Source organism: Luteimonas rhizosphaericola (assembly GCF_029888045.1).
Taxonomy (GTDB): domain Bacteria; phylum Pseudomonadota; class Gammaproteobacteria; order Xanthomonadales; family Xanthomonadaceae; genus Luteimonas; species Luteimonas rhizosphaericola.
Genome location: NZ_JARXRN010000016.1, coordinates 195,765 through 209,451 on the forward strand (window position 1 = coordinate 195,765; position 13,687 = coordinate 209,451).

Here is a 13,687-nt window from a genome sequence, read left to right on the forward strand (position 1 = left end):
CGCGGCCCGCCGCTCACTGGCCGATCGCCGCGAGCAGGCTGCCGTCGGCCACCAGTTGCACCGCGGTGGCGACCTCGCCGTCCAGCGCGCGGTCGCGGTCCAGGAACGGGATGCGTTCGCGGATCGCGGCGTGCGCGGCTGCGACCCGGGTTCCCGGGTGGAACGCGTCGGCCTGCGCCAGTTCCGCGCGCAGCGCCTCGACTTCGGCCATGAGTGCCGGATAACGCGGGTCGGCCTCGCCCACGCCGTGCACCTTGCGCGCGAGCGCGGCCGCGTCGGCGCGGCGGGCCAGGTCGCGCGCGGCGTTGATCATGTCCAGGCGCAGGTCCAGCGCCTGCGCGGCGGTGTAGAGCTCCAGCGCCAACACCTTGCCCAGGTCGTCGGCCATCGACAGGACGTGGCGCGCCTCGTTGGTGCCCATGGACACGTGGTCCTCGGCGTTGGCGCTGGTGGGGATCGAGTACACGCTGGCCGGGTGCGCACGCGTGGCCAGGTCGTTGACGATCGCCGCCGCGGTGTACTGCACGATCATGAAGCCCGATTCGGTGCCGTCCTCGTTGCCGATCAGGAAGCCCGGCAGCCCGTCGCTGGTGGCCGGGTCGACCAGCTTGTTGAGCCGGCGCTCGCTGATCGCGGCCAGCACCGGGATCGCCGCCTTGACCGCGCTCATCGCCAGCGCCAGCGGCATGCCGTGGAAGTGGCCGGCCGAGATCACCTGCTGCTCGACGTGGTCGGCCTCGCGTTCGGGGAACAGCAGCGGGTTGTCGGTCACCGCGTTGAGCTCGATGTCGAACACGCGACGCGCGTGCTCGACCGCGTCGCGCACCGCGCCGTGCACCTGCGGGATGCAGCGCAGCGAGTAGCTGTCCTGCGGCTGGTGCTTCTTGCCGCCGCGGAACGGCTTGAACCGCGCGTAGAACTTCTCGCGGCCATGGCGCTGGTCGCTCGGCACCCAGTCCCAGCCGATATCGAAGGTCAGACGCCGGGCGTCCTCGGTGTCCCAGCTCTCCGGTCGCCACGGACGGAATTTCGGCACCAGATGGTAGGGAATGTCGGCCAGCGTCGAGCCTGCCAGCAGCTCGCGCACGTGCGCGGCGGTGCGCACCTGCCCCGGATGCGGGCGCAGCGCGTGCACGTCCGCGTCGAACGCGCCCAGGCGGCCGGCGAAGGCGTCCAGGGTCATGGCCGCCGCGAGGTCGGCGGTATCCAGCAGGCGGTCCAGCCGGTGCAGCGCAAGCGCGCCGGTGGCCAGCATCTGCGCGGTGCCGTTGTTCAGCGCCAGGCCTTCCTTGTACGACAGCGCGACTGGGGCGAGGCCGGCGCGCCGCAGCGCCTCGGCACCGGGCACGCGTTCGCCGTCGACGAAGGCCTCGCCGCCGCCCAGCAGCACGATGGCAAGATGCGACAGCGGGGCAAGATCGCCCGAGGCGCCCACCGACCCCAGCGCCGGGACCACCGGCACCACGCCGGCGTTGAGCAGCGCCGCCAACGCTTCGAGCGTCTGCACGCGGATGCCCGAATGGCCCTTGAGCAGCGTGTTGATGCGGATGCACAGCATCGCGCGCACCACATCGGCCGCCAGCGGCTCGCCGACGCACACCGCGTGGGTCACGATCAGGTTGTGCTGCAGCTCTTCGTGCAGCGAGCGCCCCGACTTCGCCGCGCCAGGCAGCTCATCGCGCAGCGGGTGCGCGCCCAGCAGCTTGTCGGCATTGCTGCCGAAGCCGGTGGACACGCCGTAGATCGGCTCTTCGCGCGCGACCTGCGCGGCCAGGAAGTCGGCCGCACGTGCCACGTCGCGCAGCGCCGCGTCGTCCAGCGCCACCAGCGCGCCGTGCGCCACCATCACCAGCTGGTCGCGCGTCAGCGAGCGGCCGTCGAGCAGTACGGGTTTCATCGATCTACCGCCTTCGTTGTTGCGACGCCACGTGCCGGCACGGGCACGGCCGTGCGCGGTCGGCCATGCGGCGGAACGGACGCCATCGACCCGGGCACGGACGTGCCGCCCGCGCTCAACCCGCGCCCTGCCCCAGCGCGCGCCACTGCTCGCGCTCGACCAGCAGCGTGCGCGCCAGGTCGGCGTCGGCGACCTCGAACTGCTCGCCGCGGCGCAGGTCCTTCACCGCGACCACGCCGCGTCCGGCCTCGTCGTCGCCGCGGATGACCACGAAGCGGATGCCGGCGCGGTCGGCGTACTGCATCTGCTTGCCGAGCTTGCGCGGTTCGAGCTGGGTCTCGACGTTCAGCCCGGCGGCGCGCAGTTGCTGCGACAGGCCCAGCGCGTGGTCGAGCCCGGCATCGTCGAACAGGGTCACCAGCACGTCGACCGAACTGTCGGCCGTCGCCACCAGGCCCGCCTCGCGCAGCTGCCAGAACAGGCGCGTCAGGCCGATGGAAATGCCCACGCCCGGCAGCTTCGACCGGGTGTAGTGGCTGGCGAGGTTGTCGTAGCGGCCGCCCGAGCAGATCGAACCGATGCCAGGGTGCGCATCGAGCGTGGTCTCGTAGACGATGCCGGTGTAGTAGTCCAGCCCGCGCGCGATCGAGAGGTTGATCGCGTAGCGCGACTCCGGCACGCCCAGCGCCTTGAGCCGGTGCAGCACCTCGCGCAGTTCGTCGCGGCCTTCCTCGAACAGCGCGGTGCCCTGGCCCAGGGCCTCCAGCTTCGCCAGGGCGTCGTCATGCCCGGTCGAACGCACGCGCGAGAACGCGAGCAGCTGGTCGATGACCGTATCCGACAGGCCGAAGCCCTCGCCCGCCAGCGTCGCGCGCACCGCGTCCTCGCCGCGCTTGTCGAGCTTGTCGATCTCGCGCAGCACCGGCAGCTGCGCGTCGCCGGCGATGCCCTGGCCTTCGAACCAGCCGCGCAGCAGCTTGCGGTGGTTGAACTGGATGGTGAAATCGCCGATGTCCAGCGCGTCGAACACGGCGTGGATCACGGCCGGGATCTCGGCGTCGTGGCGCGGCGAGAGCGCGTCCTTGCCGATCACGTCGATGTCGCACTGGTAGAACTCGCGGAAGCGCCCGCGCTGCGCGCGCTCGCCGCGGTACACGCGCTGCATCTGGTAGCGCCGGAACGGGAACGCGAGTTCGTGCTCGTGCTCGGCCACGTAGCGCGCCAGCGGTACGGTCAGGTCGAACCGCAGCGCCAGCTCGGGCAGCCCGGCCTCGGCCTTCTCCAGCGTGCCGGTCGACTGGGCGAAATACACCTGGCGCTCGGTCTCGCCGCCGGACTTGGTCAGCAGCACCTCCGACAGCTCGAACACCGGCGTTTCGATCGGCAGGAAACCGAACCCCTCGAAGATGCGGCGGATGGTGTCGAGCATGCGCTGGAACGCGATCTGGTCGCGCGGCAGCAGTTCCATGACGCCGGTGGGGGTACGGGGCTTGATCATGCCGGGGGTGGCGGTTTCAACGGGACAGTCGCCCATTCTAACCGGCCCGCCGGCGCCGGCTGCGGGAGGACCCGCCTCTACGGCCGGCCGCCCGGCACGTGGACGATTTATCCAGCACGCCGCGCCGCGCAGGTCGCTATGATGGTCGCACCCGCCCGGTTGAGGCTCCGCTTTCGCCGCACGGCGGGCAGGATGCGCAATGGGCGCCAGGATGCGAGGGGCTTTCCATGACCAGCCAGTTCACCGCCCGCTGCCGGCAGCACTCCCGGAGCGTCGAGCCGCTCGATTGCGCCCGCTGTTCCGTGCGCGACCTCGCGGTGTGCGCGGCGCTGCCGCCGCCGGCCGCCGACGCGCTGGAACGCCACGTCACCTCGCTGGAGCTGCAGGCCAACGCCGAACTCGCGCGCGCCGGGCAGCCATGCCGCCACGCCTACAGCGTCACCAGCGGCATGCTGCGGCTGGTGCGCACGCTGGCCGACGCCCGCCGCCAGGTGGTGGCATTCGTGCTGCCCGGCCACTTCGTCGGCCTGTCCGAACACGCGGTGCACCGCCATGGCGTCGAAGCGGTGGTACCGAGCCGCGTGTGCGCGTTCGAGATCGACGGCATCCGCGACCTGCGCGAACGCTTTCCCGCGTTCGAGCACACCCTGCTCGACCGCGCCTGCCGAGAGCTGGACGACGCCCACGACGCGATGCTGCTGCTGGCGCGGCTGTCGCCGCCGGAGCGGCTGGCGAGTTTCCTGGTGCGGCTGCGTCGGCAGATGTCGATTCCGGCCCACGACCCGCGCATGGCCCTGCCGATGGGTCGCGGCGACATCGCCGACCACCTGGGCCTGACGGTCGAAACGGTGAGCCGCAGCTTCACCCGGCTGCGCGAACAGGGTGTCATCGCCCTGCCCGACCCCCATCATGTCGAGATCCTGGACCCGGCGGCGCTGCACGAACTGGCCTCCGCGCTGCACTGAGGTCCAACCGGGAGGTCCGCCCCCCTTGCCTCGCGGCACACTGGGTCACTAAAATACGCGGCTCGCCCAAGTCGGGGTGTAGCTCAGCCTGGTAGAGCGCTACGTTCGGGACGTAGAAGTCGCAGGTTCAAATCCTGTCTCCCCGACCAACCGCGGCACGCAATACGGACAAGCCGGCCTCGCGCCGGCTTTTTCGCGTCTGGCTGTCGCACCGGGGGCGTTACTCGCAGCGGGCCGACCGGATCCGGTTGTCGGCGTCGATCCTCACCCGCAGACGGTCGTCGCGGTGGTCCCCGCGCACCCGGCTGTCGGGACCGAGCGGGTCGATCAGCCCCGCCCCGCTCTCGCGCAGCAGGCGGCGCATGGTCGCTTCGTCCGCGGGCTGACCGATGGCCCAGCCCAGGCCCGCGTCACTGCACCGGCCGCTTCCGCCGATCCGCGGTCCCGGATCCGACAGACAGCCCGCCAGCAGCGCGGCGCCGCACACCGCCAGGACCGCACCTGCCGTTCCAGACATGGAGCGCGCGAACCGGGTCATCGGGTCCTCTTGGGGCGGACGGGCGTCTGGCGACGAGCATAGCCCAGCCTGGAGTAGGAAAAATCCTACGGCGCGATGCGCAATGCGCCGACTGCGCAAGCCCGCTGCCGGGAGGACACTGGCATCGCCCCGGCAGCCCGGCCACTGCAACTGGCAACGGATGCCGCTCAGCAACGGAACCAGAGCCGCGACCTTGAGCAAGTCGACCGCTGGGCCGGGGCGCCTCTTCCCCCTACGGAGCCTGCAATGCCTGGATCGATCCTGCGACTGGTGCGCAGCGGCGGTGGCTGGCAGCTGCTGGACGGCGAGCGGCCGCTGTTCTGGTTCCCCGAGCGCGACAAGGCGCTGGAGATCGCGCAGCTGATGGCCGACGCCCGCAGCCTCAACCACGGCCTCGCCATCACGGTGCAGGCCCAGAACGACGACGGCGAGCTGGAAACGGTGGCGGAGTCCGCCTGAGCCCGCCTGCAGCAAATGCTTCGCGCAGCCGGCTCTCCACGGCTGCGCCCATCGCTTCATCCCCTGACCGGTCCTGCGCCGGTCTTTTTTTTCCCGTCCGACGCTACGGAAACGCCGGGGACCCCGCGCCTTCGAGTCGTGCCGCGCATGGGGCGGCCGTTTCTCAGTCGTGGATGTTCCGCGTCTGCCCCTCGCCGCGCACCACGAACCGCTCCACCGTCAGCGCCTCCAGCCCCATCGGCCCGTAGGCGTGCAGGCGCGTGGTCGAGATGCCGATCTCGGCGCCCAGGCCCAGCTCGCCGCCGTCGCTGAAGCGCGAGGACGCGTTGACCATCACCACCGCGGAGCGCAGCGCCTGCACGAAGGCCTCGGCGACGGCGGGGTCGGGGGTGGCGATCACCTCGGTGTGGTCGGAACCGTGGCGATGGATGTGGTCGAGCGCCGTCTCCAGCGAGTCCACCACCCGCACCGCGATGACCAGGTCCAGGTACTCGGCGTCGTAGTCGTCCACGGTCGCTTCGCCCATGTCTGGCACGATCCCGCGCGCCGCGGCATCCCCGCGCAGCTCGACGCCATGCGCGCGCAGCGCGTGCGCCGCCCGCGGCAGGAATTCTTCCGCGGCGTCGGCATGCACCAGCAGCGTCTCCAGCGCGTTGCAGGCACTGGGGCGCGAGACCTTGCCGTCCACCAGCAGCCGCAGCGCCAGGGCCTGGTCGGCATCGGCGTGCACGTACAGGTGGCATACGCCCTTGTAGTGCTTGATTACCGGCACGCGGGCGTGTTCGGCGACGAACCGGATCAGGCCTTCGCCGCCGCGCGGGATGGCGAGGTCGACGATGTCGGTGAGCTGCAGCAGCTCGACCATGGTCTCGCGGCGCAGATCCTCGACGATGGTGAGCGCGGCCGCGGGCACGCCCGCCGCCTCCAGCGCCCGGTGCAGCGCCCGGGCGATCGCCTGGTTGGAGCGAATCGCCTCGCTGCCGCCGCGCAGGATCACCCCGTTGCCGGCCTTCAGGCACAGCGCCGCGGCGTCCGCGGTCACGTTGGGGCGCGCCTCGTAGATCATGGCCACCACGCCCAGCGGCGTGCGCACGCGTTCGACCACGATGCCGTTGGGGCGCGTCTCGCGCCGCGTCACCCGGCCCACCGGATCGGGCAGCGCGGCCACCTCGCGCAGGGCGTCGGCCACGCCCGCCAGGCGCGCGTCGTCCAGCCGCAGGCGATCGAGCATGGCCGCGCCGACGCCCTTGTCGCGGGCCGCGTCCAGGTCCTGCGCATTGGCCGCGAGGATCGCCGGCGCATCGGCCACCAGGGCGTCGGCCATGGCGCGCAGCATCGCGTAGCGATCTTCGGTGTGCAGCGCGGCGACGGCGCGGGACGCGTCGCGGCAGCGCAAGGCAAGTTCCCGGATCTCACTCATCTCGTCGTGCTTCCCGTCCTGTCATTTGCCTTCCTTCCATTACGGATGCGGCGCTTCCGTGCTGTCATCCGACGCTAAGGTCCCGCTGTCGCGCTAGACCAGCATCAGGTCGTCGCGATGGATGATGGTGCCGCCGTAGCTGTAGCCGAGCACGCCCTCGATCTCGCGCGAGTGGCGCCGTGCCACGCGGCGGATGTCGGCGGCCGAATACTGGCTCACGCCGCGCGCCACGCGCCGGCTGCCGCGCTCGTCGCGCAGCCAGACCTCGACCATGTCGCCGCGACGGAACTCGCCTTCGGCCGTGACCACGCCGCCTGGCAGCAGCGACGCGCCCTTCTCCACCAGCGCATTGGCCGCACCGGCGTCGACGAAGATGCCGCCCGCCTCGGCCGGCGCGTTCTGCAGCCAGTGCTTGCGTACGGCCACGCGGCTGCGCAACGCATGGATGCGGGTGCCGCGCAGGCGGTCGGCCGCCAGGCCTTCGAGCACGTCGGCGCGGGTGCCGTTGAACAGCACCGTCGCCACGCCCGCCGCCGAAGCCCGCTGCGCCGCCTCGAGCTTGGTGCGCATGCCGCCGGTGCCGACGACGCTGCCCGAGCCTCCCGCTGCGGCCAGCAGCGTCGGCGTGAGCTTGGGCACCACTTCCACCGGCCGCGCATCGGGGTTGCGACGCGGGTCGGCGTCGTACAGGCCGTCGATGTCGGTGGCGATGAACAGCACATCCGCATCCACCAGTGCGGCCACGATCGCGGCCAGGTTGTCGTTGTCGCCGAGCTTGAGCTCGTCCACCGAGACGGTGTCGTTCTCGTTGACCACCGGCACCGCGCGGTGGTGCAGCAGCGCCGACAGCGTGGCGCGCGCGTTGAGGTAGCGACGGCGGTTGCGCAGGTCGTCGTGGGTCAGCAGCACCTGCGCGACCTGGCGGTCCAGCAGGCCCTGCCAGAAGCCGATCAGGCGCGCCTGGCCGACCGCGGCGAGCGCCTGGCGTTCGGCCATCTCGGCGCCGTCGCGCGGCTGCTCGCGCAGGATCGCGCGGCCCGCGGCGACCGCGCCGGAAGACACCACCACCACCTCGCGCCCGGCGCGGTGCGCGGCGACCACGAAGCCGGCGATCGCCTGCGCGTACTCGGTCGACAGTCCGCCGCCGTTGGCCGCCAGCAGGCTGCTGCCGACCTTGAGCACGGCGCGCCGCCAGGGCGGCAGCAGCTGTTCGGAGAAGGCGTGGGCGTTCATGGCGTCAGCGTGCGTGCCAGGCATGGAGGGCAAGGTCCGACGCGCCCTGCGCGACCAGCGGATCGCGCGCGACCAGGGCCTGGGCCTGTTCCAGGCTGCCCACGCCGCGCAACAGGTAGGCACCGCCGCTGCGATCGGCGAACCCGCCACTCAGTTCCAGCAGGCCCTGCCCGCGCAACTCGTCCAGGAACGCGAGGTGCGGCGCCACGAGCGTCTCGTCGAAACCGGGCCGGCGCGTCAGCACCACGAGATACCGCAAGCCCGGCGCGTTCACAGTGCATCCCAGCGCGCCCGCAGCGCATCCAGCCGCAGGTCCGCCGCGGCGCCGGGCGAGGTGCGCGCGGCCAGGCTCGCTTCCGGCGTGCGCCCCTGCCCGGCGGACTCCGACGCGGCCGCGGCCGCGCGATAGGCCTCGCGGAACGGCACGCCGGCGATGGCAGCTTCCACCGCCACGTCGGTCGCGTACATGCCGGCGTCGATCGCGGCGCGCAGGCGGTCCTCGCGCCACTCGAGGTTCGCCAGCAGCGCCGGCAGCAGTTCGAGTGCCGCCAGCCCGCGACCGAAACCGTGGAAGATCGCGCCCTTGGAAGCCTGCAGGTCGCGGTGGTAGCCCGAGGGCAGCGACAGCAGCTGTTCGATCTCGGTCCGCGCGGCGGCGACGCTGGCGTGGGTGGCCCGCATCAGCTCGATCACGTCCGGGTTGCGCTTGTTGGGCATGATCGAGCTGCCGGTGGTGTATTGCGCCGGCAGCGCGACGAAGCCGAATTCGGCGCTGGTGAACAGCGACAGGTCCCAGGCGATGCGGCGCAGGTCCAGCGTGGCGCTGCCCAGCGCCTCGAGCGCGGCGAGTTCGAACTTGCCGCGCGAAAGCTGCGCGTACACCGGCGAGACCTGCATCCGCGAAAAGCCCAGCGCGGCCGTGGTGTGCTCGCGGTCGAGCGCGAGGTTGACGCCGTAGCCGGCGGCGGTGCCCAGCGGGTTGCAGTCCACCAGCGCCAGCGTGTCGTTCGCGCGCACGGCATCGTCGATGAAGGCTTCGGCCCAGCCGGCCCACCACATGCCCGCCGAGGACACCACGGCGCGCTGCACGTGGGTGTAGCCCGGGATCGGCAGCCCGCGTTCGGCGCCGGCGCGATCGAGCGCCACTTTCGCCACCTCGCGCGAGAGCGCGGCCACCCGCGCCAGCTTCTCCTTCAGCCACAGGCGGGTGGCGACCAGCACCTGGTCGTTGCGGCTGCGGCCGGTGTGGATCTTGCGGCCGGCATCGCCCAGGCGCTCGGTCAGGCGCGCCTCGATGGCGGAATGGCCGTCCTCGAAGCGCTCATCCAGCACGAAGGCGCCGGCGTGGAAGTCGTCGGCGAGCGCGGCGAGCTCGCGCTCCAGCCCGGCCAGCTCGTCGGCCGACAGGATGCCCACGCGCTGCAGCCCCTGCGCATGCGCGGTGCTGGCGACGATGTCGTGCAGGAAGAACTCGCGGTCGAGCACCACGTCGTCGCCGGCCAGGAAGCGCTGGATCTGCGCATCCACCGTGACGCCGGGCTTCTGCCACAACAGGTCGGACATCGGGATCTCCATGCGCGGGCCGCGGCCCGCGATTGCGTGTGTTCCAGTCCACCACAACGCGGGCCGGGGCCCACGCCGGGCAGCGCGCTACACCGGGATCGACGCCAGCTCGTCGAAGCCGAACGCGAGGTTGAGGTTCTGCATCGCCTGGGTCGCGGCGCCCTTGAGCAGGTTGTCGAGCGTGGCCACCACCACCAGCCGGCGCCCGCCCGGGGCCAGGGTGAAGCCGCCGATCTCGACCCCGTGTCGGCCGGCGATGCGGCTCACCCACGGCGCCTGGTCGACGACCGTCACCAGCGGCTCGCCGGCATAGCGCTCGCGGTAGCGCGCCTGCACCGCCTCGGGCGTCACCGGCGCGCGCAGGTGCAGGTTCACGGTCATGGTGATGCCGCGGAAGTGGGGCGCCACGTGCGGCATGAATTCGACCGGCGCGCCGAGCTGGCGGGTGACCTCGCGCTCGTGCAGGTGGTCGGCCAGGGCGTAGGGCATCAGGTTGTCGCGCAGCAGGGCGACGTCGTTCTTGTCCGACGGCGTGGTGCCGGCGCCGGAGTAGCCCGACACCCCGAAGCACTGCGCCGGCCCGTCCAGCAGCTCGCGCATCGGCGCGACCGCCAGCTGCATCGCGGTCGCGTAGCAGCCCGGGTTGCTGATCCGGCGCTGGCCGGAATAGCGCGCGCGGGTGAGTTCGGGCAGGCCGTAGTACCAGCCGTCATCGAAGCGGTAGTCCGCGGACAGGTCGACGACCACCGTCTCCGGTCGTGCCGCGTCCAGTGCCGCGACAAACGGCGCGGCCTTGCCGTTGGGCAGGGCCAGCACCACGGCGTCGGCACCGGCGGCCGCCACCGCGTCGGCATCCAGGGCCTGGAACCGCAGCGCGCCGGTGTAGCCGTCGTTATGGTCGGCGACCGGCTGCCCGTCGAGTTCGCGCGAGGACACGAAGGCGAGCTCGAACCGTGGATGGGCGGCCACCAGCCGGATCAGTTCGCGACCGGTGTGGCCGCGCGCACCGACGATGCCGAGGGAGACGGGAGCCTGGTTCATGCGTGCGCGTCCAGCCGGGCCTGCAGGTGCCGGCGCACCGCCAGCCATTCGGTATCGAGGATCGAGAACACCACCGTGTCGCGCAGCGAGCCGTCGGAATGGCGCTTGGCGTTGCGCAGCACGCCGTCCTGCTTCGCGCCCAGGCGCGCGATCGCCGCGCGCGAGGCGTGGTTGAACCAGCTGGTCTCGAAGCTCACGTTCACGCAGCGCAGGGTGTCGAAGGCATGTTCGAGCAGCATGCGCTTGCATTCGGTGTTCACGCCGCTGCGCTGCACGCGCGGCGCGTACCAGGTGTAGCCGATCAGCAGCTTGGGCACCTCCGGTTCGAGGCCGTAGAAGCGGGTGCAGCCGACGATCGCGCCATCGGCAGCGCGCACCACGAAAGGCAGCTCGCGTCCCTGCGCCTGCGCCTCGAGCACCCCGGCGACGTAGGCGTCCACGCGGTCCGGCGCCGGGACGTGGGTGTACCACAGCGCGTCCAGGCCGCCGCCCTCGACCACGGCCCGCAGACCGTCGGCATGCGCGGCCTGCAGCGGTTCGAGCACAGCGTGGCGCCCGACCAGCCGCGGGACGCTGCGCCAGGGCGCGGGCAAGGCGTCGATGCCGGTCATGGCAAAGCCTCCTGCAGCGTCGGCGGGCGCGTGGCGCAGTGCGCCACGCAGCGCTGGATGTCGGCGAAGGCCTCGATGCCGTACCAGAACACCTTCCACTTCTCCTGCTTGTAGCAGCCGTCGGATTCGGCGTAGTAGAAGATGTTGATCTGGTTGTTGTGGCGCGAGCGCCAGAACAGCTGCGGCGTCTCCTCGCGCATCACGTTCCAGACCGCGCGGCCGAGCCCCTCGCCCTGGGCGTCGTCGAGCACCGCGAACTTGTCCAGGTACACCATGCCGTCGCCGTCGGTGAGGATCACCGCGGCGCGGTAGTTCTCGCTGACGTAGGCGCGCAGCAGCGTGGTGCGTTCGAAGTAGTCCGGCGCCAGCCGCCGGCCGAAGCTGCGCTCGATCAGGTCGCGCAGGCGGTCGCGGTCGAACGCGTCCCAGTCCGTGCCGCGCAGCACCTTCTCGCCGCGCCGGACCAGGGTGCCCGAGCCCTTGTGCGTGAACAGCTCCTTGGCCAGGTCCGCCGGGCGAGTGATCGAGACCGAGGATTCCAGCGGCAGGTTGTCGAGCAGGTCCTTGACCTGTTCGATCTTCACCCGCATGCCGCCGTTGATCCACGGCTGCTGCATGAGGTGCTCGTACTCGCTGGACAGGTTGATCGAATCGATCACCTGCCCGTCCGCGTCCAGCAGCCCGCCGGTGCCGGTGAGGAAGATGATCTTGTAGGGCTGCAGCACACGGACCAGCTCGTTGGCGGCGAAGTCGGCGTTGATGTTGAGGATCTGGCCGCCGGCGGTCTCGCCCAGGCTGGCGATGACCGGGATCGAGCTGGCCTGCAGGCTGGCCTCGATCGGCGCCAGGTTGACCGCCCGCACCTCGCCCACCAGGCCGTAGGTGTCGCGGTCGAGGTACTCGGCCTCGAACACGCCGCCGGTGATCGAGGTCGCGCGCGCGCCCGCCTGCTGCAGCGCCTCGACCAGGGTGAGGTTGGAGGCCTGGAACACGCGGCGCACGATCGCCAGCGCCTCGGGCGAGGTCACGCGCAGGCCGTTGACCGTCTGCTTGGCGATCCCGGCGGCCGAGAGCTCGGCGTCGAGCTGCGGCCCGGCGCCGTGCAGCACGATCGGGGTCAGCCCCACTTCCTGCAGGAAGGTCAGCGACGAGGTCAGCGCCTCGAGGTCGTCGCGCAGCACCGCGCCGCCGACCTTGACCACGGCGAAGCGCTTGGCGTCGACCTGGGAGAAGCGCTTGAGGTACTGGCTGATCTCCTTCGCGCTGGCCATGCTCGAGAGCAGGCGCACGATGGTCTGCCGGGTCTGCCGGTTGGCGTCGATGTTCATGCGGATCCGAGGATGCGGCCGACCAGGCCGCCGTAGCGTTGCAGTTGATCCAGCGACACCCACTCGTCGGCGGTGTGGGCCTGGGCGATGTCGCCGGGGCCGAACACCAGCGCGGTCAGGCCGGCGGCCGAGAACAGCGAGGCCTCGGTCCAGAAATCCACCGCGTTGCCGACCGGCAGGCCGAGGTCCTCGGCCAGGTCGCGCGCCGCCAGCCGCCGCTCTTCGGCGGCCGCGACGTCCCCGCCGGGCAGCGAGGGGCCGCGGAAGGTCTCTTCGTAGGCCTCCAGCGCATCGGGCGCCGCGAAGCCGCGGAAGGTGGCGTGCAGCTGGTCGATGTCGTGCGAGGGCAGCGGGCGGAACCCGAAGCGCAGCTCGGCCGCGGGCGCGATCACGTTGGCCTTGATCCCGCCCTCGATCCGGCCGATGTTGAAGCGCAGCCCGGTCAGCCCACCGAAGCGGCGGTGCGATTCCTGCCCGACCAGCTCCAGCGCCCGCCCGCCCCAGCGCACCGCCTGGTGCAGCGCGCTGGCGTCCAGCGCGGCGGCGCCCGACGCATGCCCGGCCTCGCCGCGGAACGCCATCCGCACCGCGCTGATCCCGCGGTGGGCGAGCACCGCCTCGCAATGCGTGGGTTCGGCCACCACCACGTCGCGGAAGCCGTGGTCGCGGGCGAGGAAGGCGGCGATGCAACGGGCGTCGTTGGCCTCCTCGTCGCTGGTGAACAGGAACGCGGCGTCGCCCGGCCCCGCCTGCGCGGCCGCCAGCAGACCCGCGGCGGCGCCCTTGATATCGCAGGCGCCCAGGCCCGTCGCGCGCCCGTCGGCCACCCGCAGCACGTGCGGGTCCGCAGTCCAGTGCGGCGACGACGGCACCGTGTCCAGGTGCACGTTGAACAGCCGCGCCGGCGTGCCCCGCACCGCGAACAGCGACACCGCGCCTGCGCCATGGTCGAGCACCTCGACCTGGAAGTCCGGCAGCTGCGCGCGGATGTAGTCGAAGATCCCGCCGGTGCCGATCGCGCGCGGCGGATTGCGGGTGTCGAAGGACACCAGACGTTCGAGGTGGTCGAGGATGGGAGCGAGCAGGTCTGTCATGTGTGTTCCAGCGGGCGGCGGGGCGCGCGATCCGCGGCGC

13 protein-coding genes and 1 tRNA gene are annotated in these 13,687 nt (G+C 71.8%); 3 read left to right on the top strand and 11 right to left on the bottom strand.

Annotation, left to right across the window (positions count from 1 at the left end):
* Positions 1-13: 13 nt before the first annotated feature.
* Both QFW80_RS02140 and hisS read right to left on the bottom strand, forming a co-directional pair.
* A complete protein-coding gene (locus tag QFW80_RS02140) occupies positions 14-1,897 on the bottom strand; it encodes an HAL/PAL/TAL family ammonia-lyase (protein ID WP_280599418.1) in 1,884 nt (627 codons plus the stop codon).
* Positions 1,898-2,012: 115 nt separating this feature from the next.
* Positions 2,013-3,395 carry a histidine--tRNA ligase gene (gene hisS / locus QFW80_RS02145; RefSeq protein WP_280599419.1) on the bottom strand — a complete coding sequence of 461 codons (1,383 nt, stop codon included), beginning with the start codon at positions 3,393-3,395 and terminating at the stop codon, positions 2,013-2,015.
* A 302-nt stretch (positions 3,396-3,697) separates the two neighbouring features.
* On the opposite strand from hisS, the gene QFW80_RS02150 reads away from it, so the two are divergent.
* On the top strand, positions 3,698-4,360 hold the full coding sequence (locus QFW80_RS02150) for a Crp/Fnr family transcriptional regulator (RefSeq protein WP_425603491.1): 663 nt from the start codon (positions 3,698-3,700) through the stop codon (positions 4,358-4,360).
* 72 nt (positions 4,361-4,432) lie between these two features.
* Positions 4,433-4,509 (top strand) — tRNA-Pro (locus QFW80_RS02155).
* A 71-nt stretch (positions 4,510-4,580) separates the two neighbouring features.
* Here the strand turns inward: QFW80_RS02155 and QFW80_RS02160 are convergent.
* Positions 4,581-4,898, bottom strand: a complete 318-nt coding sequence (locus tag QFW80_RS02160; protein ID WP_280599423.1) for a hypothetical protein — start codon at positions 4,896-4,898, stop codon at positions 4,581-4,583.
* A 246-nt stretch (positions 4,899-5,144) separates the two neighbouring features.
* On the opposite strand from QFW80_RS02160, the gene QFW80_RS02165 reads away from it, so the two are divergent.
* On the top strand, positions 5,145-5,357 hold the full coding sequence (locus tag QFW80_RS02165; RefSeq protein WP_280599425.1) for a hypothetical protein: 213 nt from the start codon (positions 5,145-5,147) through the stop codon (positions 5,355-5,357).
* A 163-nt stretch (positions 5,358-5,520) separates the two neighbouring features.
* On the opposite strand, the gene QFW80_RS02170 is transcribed toward QFW80_RS02165, so the two are convergent.
* From QFW80_RS02170 to QFW80_RS02205, 8 genes are all read right to left on the bottom strand, one after another.
* Positions 5,521-6,777: a glutamate-5-semialdehyde dehydrogenase gene (locus QFW80_RS02170; protein WP_280599426.1), complete on the bottom strand. Its 1,257-nt coding sequence runs from the start codon at positions 6,775-6,777 to the stop codon at positions 5,521-5,523.
* 93 nt (positions 6,778-6,870) lie between these two features.
* Positions 6,871-8,010, bottom strand: a complete 1,140-nt coding sequence (gene proB / locus QFW80_RS02175) for a glutamate 5-kinase (RefSeq protein WP_280599428.1) — start codon at positions 8,008-8,010, stop codon at positions 6,871-6,873.
* A 4-nt stretch (positions 8,011-8,014) separates the two neighbouring features.
* Complete coding sequence (locus QFW80_RS02180; RefSeq protein WP_280599431.1) at positions 8,015-8,284, bottom strand: YciI family protein; 270 nt, start codon at positions 8,282-8,284, stop codon at positions 8,015-8,017.
* On the bottom strand, positions 8,281-9,573 hold the full coding sequence (argH, locus tag QFW80_RS02185; RefSeq protein ID WP_280599433.1) for an argininosuccinate lyase: 1,293 nt from the start codon (positions 9,571-9,573) through the stop codon (positions 8,281-8,283). Before argH ends, QFW80_RS02180 begins: the two co-directional genes overlap by 4 nt.
* Before the next feature lie 87 nt (positions 9,574-9,660).
* Complete coding sequence (gene argC, locus QFW80_RS02190) at positions 9,661-10,614, bottom strand: N-acetyl-gamma-glutamyl-phosphate reductase (protein WP_280599434.1); 954 nt, start codon at positions 10,612-10,614, stop codon at positions 9,661-9,663.
* A complete protein-coding gene (locus QFW80_RS02195) occupies positions 10,611-11,225 on the bottom strand; it encodes a GNAT family N-acetyltransferase (RefSeq protein ID WP_280599436.1) in 615 nt (204 codons plus the stop codon). Before QFW80_RS02195 ends, argC begins: the two co-directional genes overlap by 4 nt.
* Positions 11,222-12,553, bottom strand: coding sequence for an acetylglutamate kinase (locus QFW80_RS02200; protein ID WP_280599438.1), 1,332 nt, complete (start codon positions 12,551-12,553; stop codon positions 11,222-11,224). Before QFW80_RS02200 ends, QFW80_RS02195 begins: the two co-directional genes overlap by 4 nt.
* A complete protein-coding gene (locus QFW80_RS02205) occupies positions 12,550-13,647 on the bottom strand; it encodes an acetylornithine deacetylase (RefSeq protein ID WP_280599440.1) in 1,098 nt (365 codons plus the stop codon). Before QFW80_RS02205 ends, QFW80_RS02200 begins: the two co-directional genes overlap by 4 nt.
* Positions 13,648-13,687: the final 40 nt, after the last annotated feature.